This window comes from Azospirillum brasilense, from assembly GCF_003349955.1.
Lineage (GTDB): Bacteria > Pseudomonadota > Alphaproteobacteria > Azospirillales > Azospirillaceae > Azospirillum > Azospirillum brasilense_B.
In genome coordinates, this window is sequence record NZ_QLKQ01000054.1 from 29,423 (window position 1) to 49,904 (window position 20,482).

At 69.6% G+C, this 20,482-nt stretch carries 13 protein-coding genes; 4 read left to right on the forward strand and 9 right to left on the reverse strand.

The features are described from left to right. Positions 1–5 precede the first annotated feature (5 nt). Positions 6–2,645 (reverse strand): ABC transporter ATP-binding protein, encoded by a 2,640-nt coding sequence (locus DXK32_RS21660; protein ID WP_114860397.1) that lies wholly within the window; start codon positions 2,643–2,645, stop codon positions 6–8. A gap of 193 nt (positions 2,646–2,838) precedes the next feature. Between DXK32_RS21660 and DXK32_RS21665 the strand changes: the two genes are divergently transcribed. From DXK32_RS21665 to DXK32_RS21675, 3 genes are all read left to right on the forward strand, one after another. Continuing rightward, positions 2,839–4,095: a glycosyltransferase family protein gene (locus tag DXK32_RS21665; protein ID WP_114860398.1), complete on the forward strand. Its 1,257-nt coding sequence runs from the start codon at positions 2,839–2,841 to the stop codon at positions 4,093–4,095. After that, entirely contained in the window at positions 4,092–5,366 is a 1,275-nt protein-coding gene (locus DXK32_RS21670; RefSeq protein WP_114860399.1) for a glycosyltransferase, read from the forward strand. Before DXK32_RS21665 ends, DXK32_RS21670 begins: the two co-directional genes overlap by 4 nt. 113 nt (positions 5,367–5,479) lie before the next feature. Then, complete coding sequence (locus DXK32_RS21675) at positions 5,480–6,388, forward strand: sensor domain-containing diguanylate cyclase (RefSeq protein WP_162801297.1); 909 nt, start codon at positions 5,480–5,482, stop codon at positions 6,386–6,388. A gap of 807 nt (positions 6,389–7,195) precedes the next feature. Here DXK32_RS21675 and DXK32_RS21680 read toward each other — a convergent pair. From DXK32_RS21680 to DXK32_RS21710, 7 genes are all read right to left on the reverse strand, one after another. After that, positions 7,196–7,426 (reverse strand): formate dehydrogenase subunit delta, encoded by a 231-nt coding sequence (locus DXK32_RS21680; protein WP_114860401.1) that lies wholly within the window; start codon positions 7,424–7,426, stop codon positions 7,196–7,198. A 29-nt stretch (positions 7,427–7,455) separates the two neighbouring features. Continuing rightward, positions 7,456–8,241, reverse strand: coding sequence for a formate dehydrogenase accessory sulfurtransferase FdhD (gene fdhD, locus DXK32_RS21685; RefSeq protein WP_114860402.1), 786 nt, complete (start codon positions 8,239–8,241; stop codon positions 7,456–7,458). 28 nt (positions 8,242–8,269) lie between these two features. Beyond that, on the reverse strand, positions 8,270–11,086 hold the full coding sequence (gene fdhF, locus DXK32_RS21690) for a formate dehydrogenase subunit alpha (RefSeq protein WP_114860403.1): 2,817 nt from the start codon (positions 11,084–11,086) through the stop codon (positions 8,270–8,272). 19 nt (positions 11,087–11,105) lie between these two features. Next, positions 11,106–12,671 carry a formate dehydrogenase beta subunit gene (locus DXK32_RS21695; protein WP_114860404.1) on the reverse strand — a complete coding sequence of 522 codons (1,566 nt, stop codon included), beginning with the start codon at positions 12,669–12,671 and terminating at the stop codon, positions 11,106–11,108. Then, the gene (locus tag DXK32_RS21700) at positions 12,668–13,156 is read right to left on the reverse strand and encodes a formate dehydrogenase subunit gamma (protein WP_014197167.1); all 489 of its coding nucleotides are present in this window, start codon (positions 13,154–13,156) and stop codon (positions 12,668–12,670) included. The genes DXK32_RS21695 and DXK32_RS21700 overlap by 4 nt, the downstream gene beginning before the upstream one ends. A 156-nt stretch (positions 13,157–13,312) precedes the next feature. Then, positions 13,313–14,257: a LysR family transcriptional regulator gene (locus tag DXK32_RS21705; RefSeq protein ID WP_114860405.1), complete on the reverse strand. Its 945-nt coding sequence runs from the start codon at positions 14,255–14,257 to the stop codon at positions 13,313–13,315. Positions 14,258–14,387: 130 nt separating this feature from the next. After that, entirely contained in the window at positions 14,388–15,641 is a 1,254-nt protein-coding gene (locus DXK32_RS21710; RefSeq protein ID WP_114860406.1) for a multidrug effflux MFS transporter, read from the reverse strand. Positions 15,642–15,925: 284 nt separating this feature from the next. On the opposite strand from DXK32_RS21710, the gene DXK32_RS21715 reads away from it, so the two are divergent. Further along, positions 15,926–19,504 carry a PAS domain-containing protein gene (locus DXK32_RS21715; RefSeq protein WP_114860407.1) on the forward strand — a complete coding sequence of 1,193 codons (3,579 nt, stop codon included), beginning with the start codon at positions 15,926–15,928 and terminating at the stop codon, positions 19,502–19,504. 33 nt (positions 19,505–19,537) lie between these two features. Here the strand turns inward: DXK32_RS21715 and DXK32_RS21720 are convergent. Beyond that, positions 19,538–20,482: DMT family transporter (locus tag DXK32_RS21720; protein ID WP_247877274.1), on the reverse strand; the 945-nt coding region annotated here is incomplete at its 5' end.

Consider the following 20,482-nt stretch of genomic DNA (forward strand, 5'->3'; position numbering starts at 1 on the left):
CGGCTTTATTCGGCGGCTATCAATTCATGCAACAACGTACCGGGCCTGTTCAACTCGTCGAAGCGGCCATGCTCGGCGATTCGACCGTCCTTCATCACAATGACTCGCTCGAACGCCCGTGCCAAGCCGGCACGCTGCAGAACCCACACAAGACCACATCCCTTGCGTTCCCCGAGGATCGCGGAATGCACCTTGCTCTGGCTGCTGGTGTCCAGGCCGCTGGTCGCCTCGCTCAGCACCAGCAGGTCCGGTCGCTTCAGCAGGGCGCGGGCCAGCGCCGCCTTCTGGCGCTGTGCCGCGGACAGGCGCGACCCCGCCACCCCCACCGGATGGTCCAGCCCGACCTCCACGATGGTGTCGCGCAGGTGAAGCTGGTCCACCAGATCCGCCACGATGCGGCCCACCTTGGATTGCACCTGCGCCTGCCCGTAGACCATCCTGCCGAACAGGATGTTGTCCTGGATGCTGGCCGCCGCGTTGTAGGCCTCCGGGTCGAAGAAGGCGACGGCGTGCTTCAGGTCGGCCGGCAGGTCGCGGGCGAAGACGTGCCGCGCCTCCAGCAGCTTCTTCTCCAGGTCCGGTGTCATCAGACCCAGGCGGTGGCGGGCGCCGATCAGCTTGAAGGGCAGGGTCATCAGCCGTGTCCGCTCCTCCGGCCGCAGGGCCCCCAGCCCCTCCTTCGCGGTGCGCGCCAGGATGGCCTGATACTCCGGCAGTTCGGCGAAGCCGATGAAGGAGAAACGCTCGAAGAACTCGTGGCCGGGCGGCAGGCCGGCGAACAGCTCGACCATGGTCTCCGCCACCTTGTGGCCGGTCTCCAGAAGCGTGTCGCTCAGCCCCACCTTGTCCAGCACATGCAACATATAGGGATTGGAAGCCAGCGCGTCCGTCTGGAAAATCGGTCCGACCGGCGTTCCGAACAGCAGATTTTCCGCCAGCGTGGCGTTCACGGTGTAGCGGTCGGGGTCGAAGCGCTCGACCAGCCGCCCCAGCTCCGGGTTGTTCAGCATCATGGCGCGCATGGCGTCGCGCGCCTCCATCACGCGGGCGGCCACGTCGGGCCGCCGCTCCGGGTCGACGGTGCGGTTGAGGCCCATGCCGTACACGTCGTCCTGCAGCGAGACCATCGTCACCACGCGCAGGATGCGGGCCTTCAGGTCCTCCGGCCCGTCGCAGCCGGCGGCGGCGTAGTCGATCCAGTCGGCGTGCACGTCGTCGGTGGCGTTGCCGGACAGCACCGACTCGGTCATCCGGCTCTTGCGATGTTGCTCGGCTTCCTCGCTTTCGCCGTTTTCGCGCAACGGCCGGTGGCGCAGCCCGTAGACGAGGTTTTCGTAGAGCGAGGCCGAGAACAGGTAAGGGGAGGCCCCGACATAGGCGGCGCGCCGCCCGGTCACGCTCTCCGGCAGCTCCGCGTAATCACGCTCGCCCAGCCGGATCTGCCCCGACGAGGGCAGCAGCACGCGCGCGGCGAGCTGCGCCAGCTCGTCCCGCCCGGAGCCGACGCCGATCAGCGCGGTGTGGCCGTCCAGCGGGATGTCGCAGGTCACCCCCTCCAGGATGGGCGACCCGCCATCTTCCCCGAACCCGACGTTGCGGAAGGACAAGGCGCCCGTGAAGGGAACGTCCTCCTCCTCGCGCAGCAGGCGTTCGGCCAGCAGGTCGGGGACGTGGAACTGCTCCACCACCTGCTCGTACTTGATCCGGTTGTCCTCCTTCTGCTGGTACCAGTCGAGCAGTTCCTTCCAGGGAGCCGCCAAGTCCTTGTAGGCGGCCAGCACCGCGACCAGCGCGCCGAAGGAGAGCTGGCCATGGATCACCAGGTAACCGCCGATCGCGTAGAAGAAGAACGGGGTGAGCTGGTTTATGAAATTGTTCAGGAATTTGACAAAAAACTTTCTTTGGTAAATCTCGAAGCGGATGCGGTACACGTCGCCCAGGCGGTGGCTGAGGTCGGCGAGGTGCCAGGACGCCGTGTTGTGGGTGTGGACCTCCTGGATGCCGGACACCGTCTCGCCGATGCGGTCGGCGATCTGACGCATGGCACGTACGCGCTGTTTGCCAAGTTGATTGACCTTGCGCTGAAGCCGTGGGATGAGCCAGCCTTGGAACGGGTACAGCGACACCGCCGCTGCTCCCAGCACCGGGTCCTGGACGAAGATGAAGGCGATGTAGACCAGCAGGGTGCCGCCCTGGAACACCGGGATGGCGATGGCGTCCCCGATGAAGCCGCCCAGCGGTTCCACCTCCGCCGTGATCATGGGGATGATCTCCCCGGACGACATCTTGCGGAAGCGGGGCAGGGGGAAGCGCAGGACGCGCACGTACAGCTCGTACCGCAGGCGGCGCAGCATCCGCTCGCCCAGGCGGCCCTTGTAGGTGTTTATGACATACTTGAACGCGCCGTTGACCAGCACCAAAGTCAGGAACAGGCCGCATAGGACGAACAGGTAAGTCACCTGATCGAGATGGAATCCGAGGAAGGACTCAGGCAGCTTCTTCCCGGCAATCGCCTCGTTGACGATCCGCTTCGGGAGGTCGAGCGAGGCGTAAAGGAAGGGGAAGGACGCCAGGGTCATCAGGGTCAGCACGATCTGCTGACGGACGCTGTGCCGAAGGATGAATCGGAAAATGCTGGATTCCATAGCGCCATTCTACGCAAGGGGACGCCGGTGCCGGGAGCAGGCAGACACCTTACCCCCTCTGCCGCTTGGCCGCTGAGGATATGGTGAGCCCGCAAGCGGCCCGCCGCCATCCCGGCGGCGGCACGGCGCACACCCGTTCATCGGCCAAGCCGCGGCCGGACACAAGAGGCCAATCGGGAGAGGTAGGAAGTCTATGAGCGAACGTCCGACCTCGGGCCGCGTGCTCATCTACAGCCATGACACGTTCGGCCTCGGCCATCTCCGCCGCTGCCGGGCCATCGCTCATGCGCTGGTGGAGCGCTACGGCAACCTGTCCGTGCTGATCCTGTCCGGCTCGCCCATCGTCGGCAGCTTCGATTTCCGCACGCGGGTGGACTTCGTGCGCATCCCCGGCGTCATCAAGCTGCGCAACGGCGAATACACGGCGCTGAACCTGCATCTGGACATCGACGAGATCCTGTCCATGCGGGCCTCGCTGATCCGCCACACGGCGGAGATCTACCAGCCCGACCTGTTCATCGTCGACAAGGAGCCGCTTGGTCTGCGCGGCGAGGTGCGGGAGACGCTGGAGCTTCTGAAGGGCCGCGGCGTGCCGCTGGTGCTCGGCCTGCGCGACGTGATGGACGAACCGGCCCTGCTCGCCCCGGAGTGGGAGCGCAAGAAGGTCCTGCCGGCGCTGGAAAACCTGTACGACGAAATCTGGGCCTACGGCCTGCCGCAGATCTGCGACCCGCTTGAGGGGATCGAAGTCCCGCAGTCGGTGCGCGACAAGATGGTCTACACCGGCTACCTGCACCGCACCGTGCCGCCGGCGGTCCCGCACGGCCCCGGCCTGCCCGACGAGCCCTACATCCTGGTCACCCCCGGCGGCGGCGGCGACGGCGAGGCGCTGGTCGACTGGGTGCTGCGCGCCTACGAGAGCGACCCCGGCATCCCCTACCGCGCCGTGCTGGTGTTCGGCCCCTTCATGCAGCCGGACCTCCAGGCCGAGTTCCTGGCCCGCGCCGAGGCCCTGCCCAACGTCGAGGCCACCGCCTTCGAGGCGCGGATCGAGCGGCTGATGCAGGGGGCGGTGGGGGTGGTCGCCATGGGCGGCTACAACACCTTCTGCGAGATCCTGTCCTTCGACAAGAAGGCGCTGATCGTCCCGCGCGAGGTGCCGCGGCGCGAGCAGACCATCCGCGCCGCCCGCGCGCAGGAGCTGGGTCTGGTCTCCGTCCTGATGGACGACGGGGTGCGCGACGCCGCGGCGATGGCGGCGGCGCTGCGCCGGCTGCCCTGGCAGGCCCCGCCCTCCTCCGTGGTGGTGCCGGGCCTGCTGGGCGGGCTGGAGAGCGTCAACCGCCTGTCGGCGCGCTACCTGCCGGAGTCGGCCTCGGCCCCGGCCCAGGGTCCATCGCCGTTCCCTTGCGCGCCCGAACGCCAGATGGCCGCCGGGGACGCCGCGTGACCGTTGCCGTCATCGTCAAGGGCTGGCCCCGCCTGTCGGAAACCTTCATCGCGCAGGAGATCCTGGGGCTGGAGCGGCGGGGGTTGCGTCAACTGATCGTCAGCCTGCGTCAACCGACCGACAAGGCGGTGCACGAGATGAACCGCCGCGTCACCGCCCCGGTGGCCTATCTGCCCGAATATCTGCACGACGCGCCCGGCCGCGTGTTGCGCGCCCTGACCGCGGCGCGGCGCCGTCCCGGCTGGCCGGCGGCACGGGCCGCCTGGCTGGCCGACCTACGGCGCGACCCCAGCCGCAACCGCGTCCGCCGCTTCGGCCAGGCCTGCGTGCTGGCGGCGGAACTGCCGGCGGACGTCACCTGGCTGCACACCCATTTCCTGCACACCCCGGCCAGCGTCGCGCGCTACGCCGCGCTGCTGACCGGCCTGCCCTGGAGCTTTTCCGCCCACGCCAAGGACATCTGGACCTCGCCCGACTGGGAGCTGCGGGACAAGCTGGCCGAGGCGCGCTGGGGCGTGACCTGCACCGCGCTCGGCCTCGACCGCCTGCGCGCCCTGGCGCCGGAGCCGCACCGCGTGGAGCTGCTCTACCATGGCCTGGACTTCAGCCGCTTCCCCGACCCGCCGGATGCGCGCCCGGCGCGCGACGGGGGCGATCCCGCCGACCCGGTGCGGCTGCTGTCGGTCGGGCGGGCGGTGGAGAAGAAGGGCTTCGACCTGCTGCTCGACGCGCTGGCCCGCCTGCCCGCCGGGCTGCACTGGCGCTGGACCCACATCGGCGGCGGCGACCGGCTGCCCGCGCTGAAGGCGCAGGCGGCGGCGCTGGGGCTGGAGGGGCGGATCGACTGGCAGGGGGCGAAGGCCCAGGACGCGGTGATCGCCCAGTACCGCCGCGCCGACCTGTTCGTCCTGCCCTGCCGCACCGCGCGCGACGGCGACCGCGACGGGCTGCCCAACGTGCTGATGGAGGCGCAGAGCCAAGGGCTGGCCTGCCTGTCCACCCGCGCCGCCGCGGTGGCGGAACTGATCGAGGACGGAGTCACCGGCACGCTGGTGGAGCCCGAGGATTCGGTGGCGCTGGCCGGCGCGCTCGAGTCGCTGCTCCGCGAGCCGGCCCGCCGGGCGGCGCTGGGCGCGGCCGGGGCCGCGCGGGTGCGGCGCGACTTCGGCAGCGACTCGGGTATCGACCGGCTGCACGACCGCTTCACAACCAAAAATGGCAAAACGCCCCTTCCATCCTTCGGAGGATGCTGTGCATTGCACGGCGGCTGACGACGGGATAGAGTGCGGCTTTGCTCCACCTTTGCGACGTCATGTCGAGTCTGTACAGCTCTTCCGAACCGGATACCCTTTCCTTTATCGACTTCGACGACGACAGGGACGCCGTGGCCACCAGCCACGAGCTGTCGCTGACGCGCAGCAAGCTGGGCGACATGCTCGACCTGCTGCCCGCCGGGCTGCTGATCCATCAGGAAATGGGCATCGTCTTCGCCAACCAGGAAGCCGCGCGCATCCTGGGCCAGAGCGGCGACGCCCTGGTCGGGCGCCATTTCCTGGACTTCGTCGAGGAAACGGGCATCGACGACCAGCGGGACGCCTTCCTGCGCTGCCTGCGCCAGCGGGAGCTGGTGCGGTCCCAGGACGGGGTGACGGTGTCCACCGACGGGCGGCGCACCTGCGTCCAGGTCAGCATGTCGCCCCTGCCCTGGGACGGGCTGCCGGTCATCTACGTCCTGATCAACGACGTGACAGCGCTGAAGGAGTCGGAGGAGCGGCTGCGCCGGCTCTCGATCACCGACCCGCTGACCGGCGTGTCCAACCGCCGCCACTTCGTCGAGGCGGCGGAGCAGGAGCTGGCCCGCGCCCGCCGCCACGGCTGGCCGGTCACGCTGCTGATGCTCGACCTCGACCACTTCAAGAGCATCAACGACACCCACGGCCACGCGGTGGGGGACGAGGCGCTGCGCGCCTTCACCGCCGCCGGACGCGCCCTGCTGCGGGAGAACGACCTTCTGGGCCGCACCGGCGGCGAGGAGTTCGCCATCCTGCTGCCGGAGACCGACATCGCCGGGGCGCGCATGGTGGCGGAGCGCATCCGCCGCCGCACGGCGGAACTCGCCGTCCCGGCGGGGGGCGAGACGGTGCGCTTCACCGTGTCGATCGGCGTGGCCTGCTGCGCGGCCGGGACGCGCGACGTGGACGCCATGCTGTCCAGCGCGGACGAGGCGCTGTACCGCGCCAAGGCCGCCGGACGGAACCGGGTCGTCTGCGCGCGGGAACCGACCCCGTTCTGAGCCTCCTCTTCCTCATGACGCCGGGGCCGCGATGCGCATCGCCTTCTACGCCCCGCTGAAATCCCCGACCCACCCGGTGCCCTCGGGCGACCGGCGCATGGCCCGGCTGCTGATGGCCGCGCTGGAGGGGGCCGGGCACGCGGTGACGCTGGCCTGCCGGTTGCGCAGCTGGGACGACGGGCGCCGCCCGGGCCGGGCGGAGCGTCTGGCGGCGCTGGGGGCGCGCTGCGCCGACCGCCTGACGGCGCGCTGGCGGGACGACCCGCCGGACCTCTGGTTCACCTATCACCTGTACCACAAGGCGCCGGACTGGATCGGCCCGGCGGTCAGCCGCCGTTTCGGCATTCCCTATGTGGTGGCGGAGGCGTCCTTCGCGGCCAAGCGGGCCACCGGCCCCTTCGCCGCCGGCCACCGCGCCGCCGAGGCGGCGATCCGGCAGGCTGCCGCCGTGGTCAACCTCGCCGGCCACGACGCCGAAGGGGTTTTGCCGCTGCTCCGGTCGCCGGACCGGCTGGTGCGGCTGCGGCCTTTCCTCGACACGCGCCCCTTCGCCGCGGCCGCCGCGGAGCGTGACCGGCACCGGGCGGCGCTGGCCGAGCGTTACGGTCTGGACCCGGACGTTCCGTGGCTGCTGGCCGTCGGCATGATGCGCGGCGGCGACAAGGAGCGTTCGTACGAGATTTTGGCCGAAGCCCTCTCTCCCTCCCCCGCCCAGCTCTCGCGCAAACCAGAGGTTTGCGCTGACGCGGCAGGCGGACCTCCGGTCCGCCGAGAGCGGGGGAGGGCCGGGGTGGGGGCAACGCGTTCCTACGCGCTGCCCACCGTCGGCCCCCTCAGCCGCTCGACCGCCTGGGTGACAATTTCATGCAGTCCCTCGCCGCCGGCGCTGCTGTGCTCCAGCAGGCGCTGGCGCATGCGCGGTTCCCAGAAGGCGCGGATGTGGCCGGCGGTTTCGATCACCGCCTCATCCTGCGGGTAGGACTGGAAATAGCTGGCGATCTGATTCGCCATGCGGACGAGTTCGCGTGTGGTGTCCATGGGTCGGCTCCCGGTAAGACTGTTTTTTGTCAACGGAACAGCATGACGCCGTTGCCGCGCGCGCGGGCGGCCAGGGTCATGCCGGCGGCGCGGGCGAGCTTCAGCGCCAGCGCCGTGGGGGCGGAGATGGTGGCGAGCATGGGGATGCCGATGGTCGCGGCCTTCTGAACCAGCTCGAAGCTGCAGCGGCTGCTCATCACCGCGAAGCCGCCGGACGGGTCGATGCCCGCGCGGGCCAGCGCGCCGGCCAGCTTGTCGAGCGCGTTGTGCCGCCCGACGTCCTCCCGCGCCATCACGATGCGCCCGTCCGGCCCGGCCCAGGCCGCCGCGTGCAGGGACTTGTTGGCGCGGTTCATCGGCTGGTGGTCGGGCAGGGCGGTGAAGGCGGCGGCCACCGCCTCCACCGACGGGGTGAAGCCCGCCGTGACCCGCGGCGGCTCGCGCACGGCGTTGGCGAGGCTGTCGATCCCGCACAGGCCGCAGCCGCTCCGCCCTTCCATGGACCGGCGGCGGAGCGAACCGCGCAGAAGACGCAGCGGGTCCGCCTCGATGGACAGGACGATGCCGTCCTCCACCGGGCGGACCTCGATGCGGTCGATGTCGGCGGCGCTGCCGACGATTTCCTCGCACAGGCTGAAGCCCAGCGCGAAGTCCTCCAGATCGGCGGGCGTCGCCATCATCACGGCGTGGGAGCGTCCGTTGTATTCGAACGCCACCGGGGTCTCCTCGGCGACCAGCCACGTCACGTCAGCCTGATTGGCCGCTTCCGGAAAACCGGTGCCGCTGGCCGGCAGGGAATGGGCGTGGGTGAGCATGGCTGGTCCTCCGCTGCGCGTTGCCGCTTTACTCCGCCGCCACTTCCACCAGGTCGCCGCGGCGGATCTGCCAATCGGACGGGTGGTTGCTCAGCGTCACCTGCACCGCGGTCACCTTGTATTCGGGGCAGTTGGTGGCCCAATCCGAATTCTCGGTGGTGACCACGTTGGCGCCCGTCACCGGGTGGTGGAAGGTGGTGTAGACCACCCCCTGCGGCATCCGGTCGGAGATGCGCGCCCGCAGCGTGGTGGCGCCGATGCGGCTGGCGATGGACACCAGATCGCCGTCGCGGATGCCCCGCTCCTCGGCGTCGTGGGCGTGGACCTCCAGGATGTCCTCCGGGTGCCACGCCACGTTGGCGGTGCGGCGGGTCTGGGCGCCGACGTTGTAGTGACTGAGGATGCGGCCCGTCGTCAGGATCAGCGGGTAGAAGCGCGAGGCGCGCTCCTCCGTCGGCACATACTCGGTGATCATGAAGCGGCCCTGGCCGCGGACGAAGCCGTCGGCGTGCATGATCGGCGTGCCGACCGACTCCTCGTCGGTGCAGGGCCACTGCACGCTGCCCACCCGGTCCAGCTTCTCGAAGCTGACGCCGGAGAAGGTCGGGGTCAGGCGGGCGATCTCGTCCATGATCTGCGCGCCGCTGCGGTAGAACATGGGATAGCCCATGGCGGTGGCCAGATCGCAGACGACCTCCCATTCCTGCTTGCCGGTCTTGGACGGCATCACCGGGCGGACGCGGTTGATGCGGCGCTCGGCGTTGGTGAAGGTGCCGTCCTTCTCCAGGAAGGAGGTGCCGGGCAGGAAGACGTGGGCGAAGGCCGCGGTCTCGTTCAGGAACAGGTCCTGCACCACGACGATCTCCATGGCCCGCAAGGCGGCGAACACATGCTGGGTGTTCGGGTCGGACTGGGCGATGTCCTCGCCCTGGACGAACAGGCCCATGAAGGTGCCGTCCACCGCGGAGTCGAACATGTTGGGGATGCGCAGGCCCGGCTCGGGGTCGAGCGCCGCGTTCCACACCTCCTCGAACTGCTGGCGGACCACGTCGTCGGAGACGTGGCGGTAGCCGGTCAGCTCGTGCGGGAAGGAGCCCATGTCGCACGAGCCCTGGACGTTGTTCTGGCCGCGCAGCGGGTTCACGCCGACGCCGTCACGCCCGATGTTGCCGGTCGCCATGGCGAGGTTCGCCATGCCCATCACGGCGGTCGAGCCCTGGCTGTGCTCGGTCACGCCCAGGCCGTAATAGATCGCCGCGTTGCCGCCGGTGGCGTAGAGCCGGGCCGCCGCGCGCATCTCCGCCGCCGGGATGCCGGTGTACTGCTCGGTGTTTTCCGGGGAGTGGCGCGGGTCGCGGACGAAGGCTTCCCAACGGGCGAACTCCATCGGGTCGCAACGGTCGGCCACGAAATTGCGATCGACCAGCTCCTCGGTCACGATCACATGGGCCAGTGCGTTCATCGCGGCGACGTTGGTGCCGGGGCGGAGCTGGAGGTGGTGCGTGGCCGAGACGTGCGGGCTGCGCACGAGGTCGATGCGGCGCGGGTCGATGACGATCAGCTTGGCGCCCTGGCGCAGCCGCTTCTTCATGCGGGAGCCGAAGACCGGGTGGCCGTCCGTCGGGTTGGCGCCGATGACCAGGATCACGTCGGACTTGTCGACGCTCTTGAAGTCCTGCGTGCCGGCGGAGGTCCCGAAGGTCTGCTTCAGGCCGTAGCCGGTCGGGGAGTGGCAGACGCGGGCGCAGGTGTCGACGTTGTTGTTGCCGAAGGCGGCGCGGATCATCTTCTGGACGACATACACCTCCTCGTTCGTGCAACGGGACGAGGTGATGCCGCCGATGGAGCCGCGGCCGTGTTTCTGCTGGACCGCGCGCAGGCGGGTGGCGGCGTAGGTGATCGCCTCCTCCCAGGACACGACGCGCCACGGATCGTCGATGCTCTCGCGGATCATCGGCTGCGTCTGGCGGTCGGCGTGGGTGGCGTAGCCCCAGGCGAAGCGGCCCTTGACGCAGGAATGGCCCTCGTTGGCGCCGCCGTCCTTGTGGGGGACCATGCGGACCACGGTGGTGCCCTTCATCTCCGCCTTGAAGGAGCAGCCGACGCCGCAATAGGCGCAGGTGGTGATGACACTGTGCTCCGGCTGGCCCAGCTCGATCAGCGACTTCTCGGTCAGGGTGGCGGTCGGGCAGGCCTGGACGCAGGCGCCGCAGGACACGCACTCGCTGTCCATGAACTGTTCGAGCGCGCCCGGCGACACCTTGCTGTCGAAGCCGCGCCCGTCGATGGTCAGGGCGAAGGTGCCCTGGACCTCGCCGCAGGCCCGCACGCAGCGCGAGCAGACGATGCACTTCGACGGGTCGAAGGTGAAGTAGGGGTTGCTCTCGTCCTTCACGGCGGCGCGGTGGTTCTCACCCTCGTAGCCGTAGCGGACGTTGCGCAGGCCGACCGCGCCGGCCATGTCCTGAAGCTCGCAATTGCCGTTGGTCGGGCAGGTCAGGCAATCCAGCGGGTGGTCGGAGATGTACAGCTCCATCACGCCGCGGCGCAGCCGGCCCAGACGCTCGTTCTGGGTGTGCACCTTCATGCCCGGGGCGACCGGCGTGGTGCAGGAGGCCGGCGTGCCGCGCCGTCCCTCGATCTCCACCATGCACAGGCGGCAGGAGCCATAGGCGTCCAGCATGTCGGTGGCGCACAGCTTCGGGACGGTGATGCCGGCTTCCATCGCCGCGCGCATCACCGAGGTGCCTTCCGGCACGGTCACCGTGCGGCCGTCGATGTCCAGCGTCACCATGGTGGCGGACTCGCGGGCCGGGGTGCCGTAATCGATGTCTTGGATGGACATGGGGTCTGGTCCTTTCCGCTCACTCGGCCGCGACAGCCGCGGGGCTGCGGGTGAAATCCTCGGGGAAGTGCTTCAGGGCGCTGCGCACCGGGATCGGCGTCATGCCGCCCATGGCGCAGAGCGAGCCGTCGGTCATGACCTCGCACAGGTCGTTGAGCAGCGTGATGTTCGCCTCAACCTTCTCGCCGGCGATGATGTTGTCCATCACCTCGACGCCGCGCACCGCGCCGATGCGGCAGGGGGTACACTTGCCGCAGGATTCGGCGGCGCAGAACTCCATGGCGAAACGGGCCTGCCTGGCCATGTCCACGCTGTCGTCGAAGACGACGATGCCGCCGTGGCCGACCATCGCCTCGACCGCCGCGAAGGCCTCGTAATCCTTCGGCAGCTCGAACAGCGACGGCGGCAGATAGGCGCCGAGCGGGCCGCCGGCCTGCACCGCGCGGATCGGACGCCCGGTGATGGTGCCGCCGCCGAACTCGTACAGCAGCTCGTGCAGGGTGACGCCGAAGGCCTTCTCGACGATGCCGCCTCGGCGGATGTTGCCGGCGAGCTGGAAGGCCAGCGTGCCGCGCGAGCGGCCGACGCCGAAGTCGCGGTAATGGTTGGCGCCCTTGTCCAGGATGATCGGGACCGAGGTCAGCGACAGCACGTTGTTGACGATGGTCGGCTTGCCGAACAGACCCTCCAGCGCCGGCAGCGGCGGCTTGGCCCGGACGGTGCCGCGCTTGCCCTCCAGGCTTTCCAGCATGGAGGTTTCCTCGCCGCAGATGTAGGCGCCGGCGCCGACGCGGACGTCGAGGTGGAAGCGGTGGCCGGTGCCGTGGATCTCGTCGCCCAGCCACTTCTCGTCATAGGCCAGCCGGATCGCCTCGCGCATGGTCGCCACGGCGTGCGGGTACTCGGAGCGGATGTAGATGTAGCCCTCGGTGGCGCCCACCGCGATGGCGGCGATGGTCATGCCCTCGATCAGGCAGAAGGGGTCGCCTTCCATGATCATGCGGTCGGCGAAGGTGCCGCTGTCGCCCTCGTCGGCATTGCAGCAGATGTATTTCTGCGCCGCCTGGGCGTTCAGCACCGTGTTCCACTTGATGCCGGTCGGGAAGCCGGCGCCGCCGCGGCCGCGCAGGCCGGATTCGGTGACCTCGGTGACGATCTCCGCCGGGGTCATGGCGAGGGCCCGCTCCAGCCCGCGGAAGCCGCCGTGCAGCCGGTAATCCTCGACCGACAGCGGGTCGATGATGCCGCAGCGGGCGAAGGTCAGCCGCTCCTGCTTGGCGAAGTAGGGGATCTTCTCGGTCAGGCCGTGGGCCAGCGCGTGGTCGGCGCCCTCCAGGAAGCCGGCGTCGAACAGCCCGGCCACGTCCTCGGCCATCACCGGGCCGTAGGCGACGCGGCCCTCGGGCGTCTCCACCTCGACCAGGGTCTCCAGCCACAGCATGCCACGGGAGCCGTTGCGGACGATGCGGAGCGGGATGCCGCGCCGGGTGGCCTCGGCGCGGATGGCGGCGGCGGTCTCGTCGGCGCCCACCGACAGGGCGGCGGCGTCGCGCGGCACGTAGACCGTGTGCAGGGGCTCGCTCATCGCGCGGCCTCCGTGGCCAGGGTGGAGGCGGTGATGGCGTCGAAGCGGGCCGGGCTGACCCGGCCGTGCAGCGTCTCGTCCACCATCACGGCGGGGGCCAGGGCGCAGTTGCCCAGGCAGAAGACCGGTTCCAGCGAGAAGGCGTCGTCGGCGGTGGTCTCGTGGAAGTCCACCTTCAGGCGGCGGCGGATGTGCTCGATCAGCCCGTCGGCGTTCATCGACTGGCAGGCCTCGGCCCGGCAGACCTTGATGGTGTGGCGGCCGGGACGGCTGCGGCGGAACTCGTGGTAGAAGGACACCACCCCGTGCACGTCGGCGCGCGACAGGTTCAGCTCACGCGCCAGCAGCGGGATGGCCTCCTCGTCGATGCAGCCGAACTCTTCCTGAAGAGCGTGCAGCATCGGCAGCAGGGCCCCGCGCAGGTGACGGTTGGCGGCAATCACCGCCGTGGCGCGGTCTTCGCTCCATGGAGATCGGGCGTTCATGGTCTCCTCCCCCGCGCCCACCTGGATCGGCGGCGCTTCGTTGGTGTCTCGTCCGTCAGCGTTACGGACATTGGGGGAGGCGCGCAAATTTGATTTTCTGATGCGGTGATAGGGTTTCGCTATCACCACACCGGCCGCGCGGTTATGTCGTTGAGATCATAGCCCTTTTGGCAGACCCCAGGGGGCCAGTGCCTCGTCGGTCAAGGCGCGGACGCGCTCGGCGAGGCCCGGTTCGGCGGCGACGGTGGCCAGCGCCTTGGCGAGCGGGGCCGGCGGCTCGCGGTCGGCGTAGACGAGTCCGACGGCGTAGGTGAGGTCCGGTTCGGTGAGCGGCAGGGCCACCAGATCGGGGTGGAGCGCGACCAGGGTGAGGAGCTGGCTGGGCACCACGCTGGCCGCCAGACCGCTGCGCACGATGGTGTAGATGGTGACGATGGAGTTCGTCTCCATCAGCGGGACCACCGTCCGGTCGGCCATGCGGAAGGCGGTGTCGGCGATGCGCCGGTTCTGCATGTCCGGGGTGAGCAGGCACAGCGGCAGCTTCGCCGCGTCCGCCCAGCGGATGCCGGTGGCGCCCTCCCGCACCTGACGGCGCTGGGCCAGCAGGAAGTAGCGCTCCGAGAACAGCGGGACGGTGCGGACGTTGCTCAGCGGTTCGTTGTCGAGATAGGTGATGGCGGCGTCCAGCTCGAACCCGTCGAGGTCGCGCTGGATGTCGCGCGAGCTGAGCGAACGCACGGTGGAGCGGATCTGCGGGTAGCGCTCGGCGAAGCGGGCCAGCACATGGGGGACGGCGGGCAGGGCGGTCGGGATGGCGCCGATGCGCAGATGGCCGGACAGGCCCTGGCCCAGCGCCGTCAGCTCCTGATAGAGCCCGTCGCGCTCCGCGACGATGCGGCGGGCGTACTCCAGAACCTTCAGCCCCTCCGGCGTGAAGCCGGAAAATTTCTGCCCGCGCTCGACGATGGGCACGCGCAGCTCGTCCTCGAGCTGGCGGATGGCGTTGGACAGCGTCGGCTGGGAAACGTGGCAGGCCTCCGCCGCCCGGCCGAAATGCTGCTCGCGCGCCAGGGCCAGCAGATAGACGAATTTGCGGAACACAGTCCCCTCCCGCGCGTGATGGGCCGGTGCCCGCTCGGCGCCCGCTCCCGGGCGTCGCGCACGTTATGCCGAATCGGGCACACCGGGGGCAAGGACGCAGACGCCGCGCCGCCCGATGCCCCCTTCGGGGTCAGTCCCCCGGCTGCGGCGCCGCGGCGGCGTGGGTGGAGCGCATCAGGGTTCCGCGCTCGGTCACCAGGACGGTCAGCAGCGCCAGCACGCCCAGAACGGTGAAGCCGATGGTCAGCGGGCGCACGGTGCCGTCGAAGGACTGGCCGACGATCCAGCCGACCACCGCCGCCATGCCGGTGCTGAAGAATCCGACGAAGGACGATCCCATGCCCGCCACATGACCCAGCGGCTCCATCGCCATGGCGTTGAAGTTCGGCGCGATCAGGCCGAAGCAGAAGAAGATGGCCGCCATGAACAGGCCGAGGCCGAGCAGCGGTGGATGCTCCGGGAAGCCCAGAAGCGCCATGGCGACGCCGGTCAGCGTGTAGCCGATCAGGGCGACGTGCGACACCCGGTGCATGCCGACCCGCCCGACCAGCCTCGCGTTGACCAGAGAGGCGAGCGCCATCACCCCGGCGATCGCGCCGAAAGCCACCGGGAACAGCGCGCCCAGCCCGTAGACGTCCACGAACACCTGCTGGGCGCTGCCGACGTAGCTCAGCAGCCCGCCGAACAGCAGGCCCATGGCGGCGGTGTAGCCGACGGTGGCGCGCGTCGTCATCACCTTGTGGAAGGCGTGGCCGAGCGCCGCCGGGGACAGCGGCAGCCGGTCCTCCGGCGCGCGGGTTTCCGCCAGCCGCAGCATCGACCAGGCGAAGGCGGCCACGGCCGCCAGGAACAGCGCGCCGAACACCCACGGCCAGGTGCCGAGGCGCAGGATTCCCTCGCCCAGGGCCGGGGCGATGATCGGCACGATGATGAAGATCATCATGACGAAGGACATCACCCGCGCCATGTCGCGCCCGACGAAGCGGTCGCGCACGATGGCGATGGCGACGACGCGCGGGGCGGCGGCGCCGAAGCCCTGGAGCGCGCGGGCGGCCAGCAGCGTGGTGAAGCTGGGGGCGAAGACCGCGCCCAGCGACCCGATGGCGAAGATCACCAGCCCGGCGGCCAGGACCGGCTTGCGCCCGAACCGGTCGGACAACGGACCATGGAAGGGCTGGCCGACGGCGAAACCCAGCATGTAGGCGGTGATGACGAGCTGCCGGTCGTTCTCCCGCACGACCCCGAAGGACGCCGCGATGTCCGGCAGGGCGACGAGCATGATGTCGATGGACAGCGCCGTCAGCGCCATCAAAAGGGCTATGAGCGCGACGAACTCGCCGAAGCGGATGTCGCCGCTGCGACCGGCGGAAGCGGAATGGGGCATGGAGTCAGGCATTGGACCAATGTGCCGCCCGCCTGTCTCCGCGGCAAATCGAATTCCCGCAGGCCCGCCATCGATATTTGGGCATCGACAATTCAAGGCTGTATCGCCTTGCCGTCCTGTGCGCCGCACACTACCACTTTTTGTGGTGGGTCCAACTTTTATTTGAGAAGGCCAAGAACTCCACGTGGCCGCTCCCGAAAATAGTGATAGATGCGCGGATTTTGTGGGAGTCGCGTGGGTGCCTCTCTATAGTGGGCGGCGTCAACAGTCTGTGAAAACCGGGCATGCGCCTTCGTCTCCCCTTCGTGGCCTTGCTGGCGCTTCTTCCGCTCGTCGCCTTCGCGGTGGCCGCGATCATGCTGGTCGACCGGCAACAGGAGCGGTCGGTGGAGGAGCTGGTCCGTCACGCCACCGACGCGGCGGTGCGGACGGTCGACGGGCGCGTCCTTATGACGCGCAGCGCGCTGGAGATCATGTCCTCGGCCCGTTCACTGGACATCGGCGACCGCAACGTCTGGAAGGAGCGGTCGGAGCGCGCGCTGCGGCAGCGTCCGGATTGGGTCGCCCTGGAGGTGCGCGACCGTCAGGGCGTCGTCACCCTGCTCCAACGGCCGCAGGATCCGGACGCCGGGCGGATCGATCCCGCCGCCCGGGCCGACCAGGCCGACCGGGTGTTCCGGTCGGGGGAATCCTGGGTCGGTGGGGTCATCCTGGATCCGGGCGGCATGGTGGAGCCGGTCTTCGCGGTCAGCGTGCCGGTGTGGGGCGTGGGCGAGGTACGGCTGGTGCTGACCGCCTATGTGCGGGCCTGGTCGCTGCGTCAGGTCCTGATGGATCAGGTGGTGACGCCGAGCTGGGTCGGCGCGCTTCTCGACCGCGACGGGCGGATCGTCGCCCGGACGAGGTCCGAAACCGCCTTCGATCCGGCGGTCGGACAGCCGGCACCCGAATCCCTGGTCCGTCCGCTGAGGACCGGAAATGAGTTCTTCCTGGCCCACACCCGGCTGGGGGAGGAGATTCTGTCGGCGAAGGCCGGCTCCATCGCCGCGTCCGGCTGGCTCCTGGCTCTCGGCACCCCGGCCGAGCCGATCCAGGCGGCGGCGCGGCGCACGATCTACACGGTCGCCGGCGGCGGGCTGGGCGCCCTGGCGGTGGCGGCGGTGATTGCGTGGACTCTGGCACGCTCCCATGCCCGGCGGGAAGCGGCGGAACAGCGCGCCCGGGTGGCCGAGGCCGCGGCGGAAGCCGACCGGCGGTCCCACGCCATTCTGGAAAGCACGACGGACGGCGTCTACGAGGTCGACCGGTCCTGGCGCATCGTCTACCTGAACGGGCGCGCGCGCGGCCTGATGGCCGGCAGCAGCGACCTGACCGGGCGGCGGTTGTGGGAGGCCTTTCCCGACGCCATGGGGACCGTGCTCTGGGACCGCCTGCACACCGCCATGAGGGACCGCCATCCGGATGAGTTCGAGGCCTATTTCGCGCCGCTCGGCGTCTGGCTCTTCCTGAGGGTCTTCCCGTCCTCCGCCGGTCTGGCCGTCTATTTCCAGGACATCAGCAAGCGCCTTCTCGCCGAACGGGCGCTGGAACGCGCGGTCGAGCAGGCCAACCAGATCCTGGAGAGCATCGGCGACGCCTTCTACGCCATCGACCGCGACTGGCGCGTCACCTACGTGAACAAGCGCGCCCAGGAGATGTTCGATCGGTCGCGCGACGACCTCGTCGGTCACCGCCTGTATGACCTGTTCCCGGAGGTGGCCAACACCACGATCATCCGCGCCTTCGAGGCGGCCATGGCCGACCAGCAGCCGCGGGAGTTCGAGGCGCTGTCCGGCATCTTCCAGCGCTGGACCATGTTCAACATCTACCCGCAGGCGGGCGGCGGCCTGTCCATCTATTTCCGCGACGTGTCCGCCCACCGCGCGGCGGAGGCGGCCCTGCGGGCCAGCGAGCACCGCTACCGCACCCTTCTGGAAGCCCTGCCGCAAATGGTCTGGACCTGCCGGCCGGACGGCAGCGGCGATTTCCTCAGCCGGCAATGGCTGGCCTACACCGGTCAAACGGAGGCATCGGCCAAGGGCTTCGGCTGGACCAGTTCCATACACCCCGACGATCAGCAGCAGATCATCGCCGTGTGGACTCAGGCGGTCGAGCAGCGGTCGATCTACGACACCGAGGCGCGCATCCGCAGCGTCGACGGAACCTACCGCTGGTTCAAGCAGCGCGCGCTGCCGATCGTCGATCCGGAAAGCGGGGAGGAGCGCTGGTTCGGCACGTCCACCGACATCACCGACATGTTCGAGGCCCGAACCGCGATTCAGGCGGCGAAGGAGGAGGCGGAACAGGTCGGGCTGCGCTTCCGCACGCTGGCGGACTCCATTCCGCAGCTCGCCTGGATGGCCCGCCCGGACGGACGGATCTTCTGGTACAACAAGCGCTGGTGCGACTACACCGGCGTCGTGGGCGCGGACGCGGACGCCGCGTCCGGTCCGCTGTGGGAGGGTATCCTTCCCGCCGACCATGCCGAGCGCGTCACGGCCAGCCTCCGGCGGTCCTTCCAGACCGGGGAGCCGTGGGAGGACACCTTCCCCATGGCCGGACGGGACGGCGCCTTCCGCTGGTTCCTGTCAAGGGCGCTGCCCGTCCGCGATTCCGACGACGCGATTGTGCTGTGGTTTGGCACCAACACCGACGTGACCGACCGCCTGGAGGCCGAGGACGCCCTGCGCCGCGCCAAGGAGGAGGCGGAGCGGGCGGCCCTGTCGAAGTCGAAATTCCTCGCCTCCGCCAGCCACGACCTGCGCCAGCCGATGCAGTCGCTGTTCCTGTTCTCCGGGGCGCTGCACGGCCATGTCCAGGGGGAGAAGGGTATCAAGGCGCTGCGCCTGCTGGAAAGCGGGCTGGATGCGCTGAAAGGCTTGCTGGACAGCCTGCTCGACGTGTCGCGCCTGGATGCCGGGGTGGTCAAGCCGACGCTGGAGGACTTCCCGGTGGCGCTCCTGCTCGACCACATCGCGGCGGGCTACGCCCCGGTGGCCCGCGGCAAGGGGCTCGACTGGACGATGGAGGGATGCCCGCTGAACATCCGCTCCGACCGCGTTCTGCTGGGCCGGATGATCCGCAACCTCGTGGAGAACGCCATCCGCTACACGGAACGGGGCAGCATCGTCATCACCTGCACGGTCGTCGACGGACGGATGCGGATCACCGTGGCCGACACCGGAATCGGCATCTCGGCCGAGCATCTGCCCCGCATCTTCGAGGAGTTCCATCAGGTCGGCAACCCGGAGCGCGACCGCAGCCAGGGGCTCGGGCTGGGCCTCGCCATCGTGCAGCGCATCGGGCAGCTTCTGGGGCATGAGGTGACCGTCCGCTCCACCCCCGGCGTCGGTTCGGTCTTCACCATCGAGGTGCCGTTGGGTGAAACGCCGAAGCCCGTGGAAGCGGTGTCCGCGGCGCCGGCGCCGGTGGTGGCCGGCGCAGGGGAGGAACGGTTGGCGATGGTCATCGACGACGACGCCATCGTTCTGCTGGGGCTTCAGGCGATCCTGCGCGAATGGGGGTACGAGGTCCTGATCGCCGGTTCGGGGGAGCAGGCGGTGGAGAAGCTGCGGTCGGGCAGCCGCAAGCCCGACATCATCATCGCCGACTACCGGCTGCGCGAGGGCAGGGTCGGCACCGACGCCATCCTCGACATCCGCCGGCTGTTCGACGCCGAGATTCCGGCCATCGTGGTGACCGGGGAAACCGGACCCGAATGCCAGCGCGACGCCGTGCGCCATGGTTTCGGCCTGATGCACAAGCCGGTGACGCCGCGCCAGCTCGCCGGGGCCATGGAGCGCTCCCTGCAACCGGCCGAGTGAGCCGGCGGTGTCAGGCCGGCGGCCGTTGTGGGGTCAGTCGCCGCCGCCGCCCATCGCGGGCGGGCTGGGGGGAAGGCGGCGGCGGGTCTCGCGGTGCAGGATGTAGAGGCCGCTCACCGCCACCACGGCGGCGCCCGACACCATGTGCAGGGTCGGCATCTCGTTCCACAGCAGCCAGCCGAACAGCACGGCCCACAGCAGCGCGGCGTAGTTGAAGGGCGCCACGACGGCCGCCGGGGCCAGCGAATAAGCCCGCGTCAGGAACAGCTGGGCGCCGCCGCCCAGAACGCCGGTGGCCGACAGCAGGGCGAAATCGGTCAGGCTGCGCGGGGTGACCCACACGAAGGGCATGACCAGCGCCAGGATCAGGGTGGTGATGGCCGTGAAGTAGAAGACGATGGTGTTGGCCCGCTCGGTCTTGCTGAGCTGGCGGATCGCCACCATCGCGAAGGACTGGCAGAAGGCGGCGCCGAGCGCGACCAGCGCTCCCAGATGCGTCAGCATCTCGCCCGACGGCTGGACCATGATGAGGACGCCGACGAAGCCGACCAGCACCGCGCTCCACCGGTAGATGCCGACCTTCTCGCCGAGCAGAGGCACCGACAGGGCGGTGAGGAACAGCGGGGCCGAGAAGTTCAACGCCACGGCGTCGCCGAGCGGCAGCAGGTTGAACGACCAGAAGGTCAGGGACATCGCGGTCAGCCCGACGACCGAGCGCCAGACATGGCCCATCGGCCGCTCGGTGCGCAGGTTGCTGATCCATCCGCCCTGCAACGAGATGACCACGGCCACCGGGATCAACGCCATGGCGTTGCGGAAGAAGGTCACCTCGATGACGGGGTACGTCTCCGAGAGCAGCTTCACCAGCACGTTCATCACGGAGAACAGCAGCACCGATCCCAGCATCATGACGATGCCGAGCGGTACGTTCTCCACGCGGACATGGCGGGGCGTCGCGGGACGGGCGGGGGCGGGGGA